The following is a 385-nucleotide window of genomic DNA, read 5'->3' as shown; positions in this document are numbered from 1 at the left end:
AGTCTTTCAGAGATTTTTTCCAGCTTTATACCCTTCCTGAAGACAGACGTAGTGAAGGTTTGTACAAAACCTTCCAGGAGAATTTCCCGATCACGGATTCTAGAAACCAATTCGTATTGGAGTTTTTAGATTATCTAGTAGATTCTCCGCGTTATTCAATCAATGAGTGTGTGGAAAGAGGATTGACTTATTCAGTTCCTCTTAAAGCAAGACTTAAATTGTATTGTACAGACCCTGAGCACGAGGATTTCCAAACCGTAGTTCAGGATGTATATTTAGGCCCGGTTCCTTATATGACGGCCAGCGGATCTTTCATCATCAATGGTGCAGAGAGAGTTATCGTTACGCAGTTACACCGTTCACCTGGTGTATTCTTCGGACAGAC

Annotated in this window: 1 pseudogene; it reads left to right on the top strand. The window is 41.6% G+C overall.

Going from position 1 to position 385, the window contains the following annotated elements:
* Positions 1-385: pseudogene (gene rpoB / locus SCA31_RS22610) on the top strand (DNA-directed RNA polymerase subunit beta); the annotation flags it as partial.

This window comes from Chryseobacterium sp. SIMBA_028 (genome assembly GCF_046535285.1).
GTDB lineage: Bacteria > Bacteroidota > Bacteroidia > Flavobacteriales > Weeksellaceae > Chryseobacterium.
This window is presented reverse-complemented; position numbering and strand designations above follow the sequence as displayed.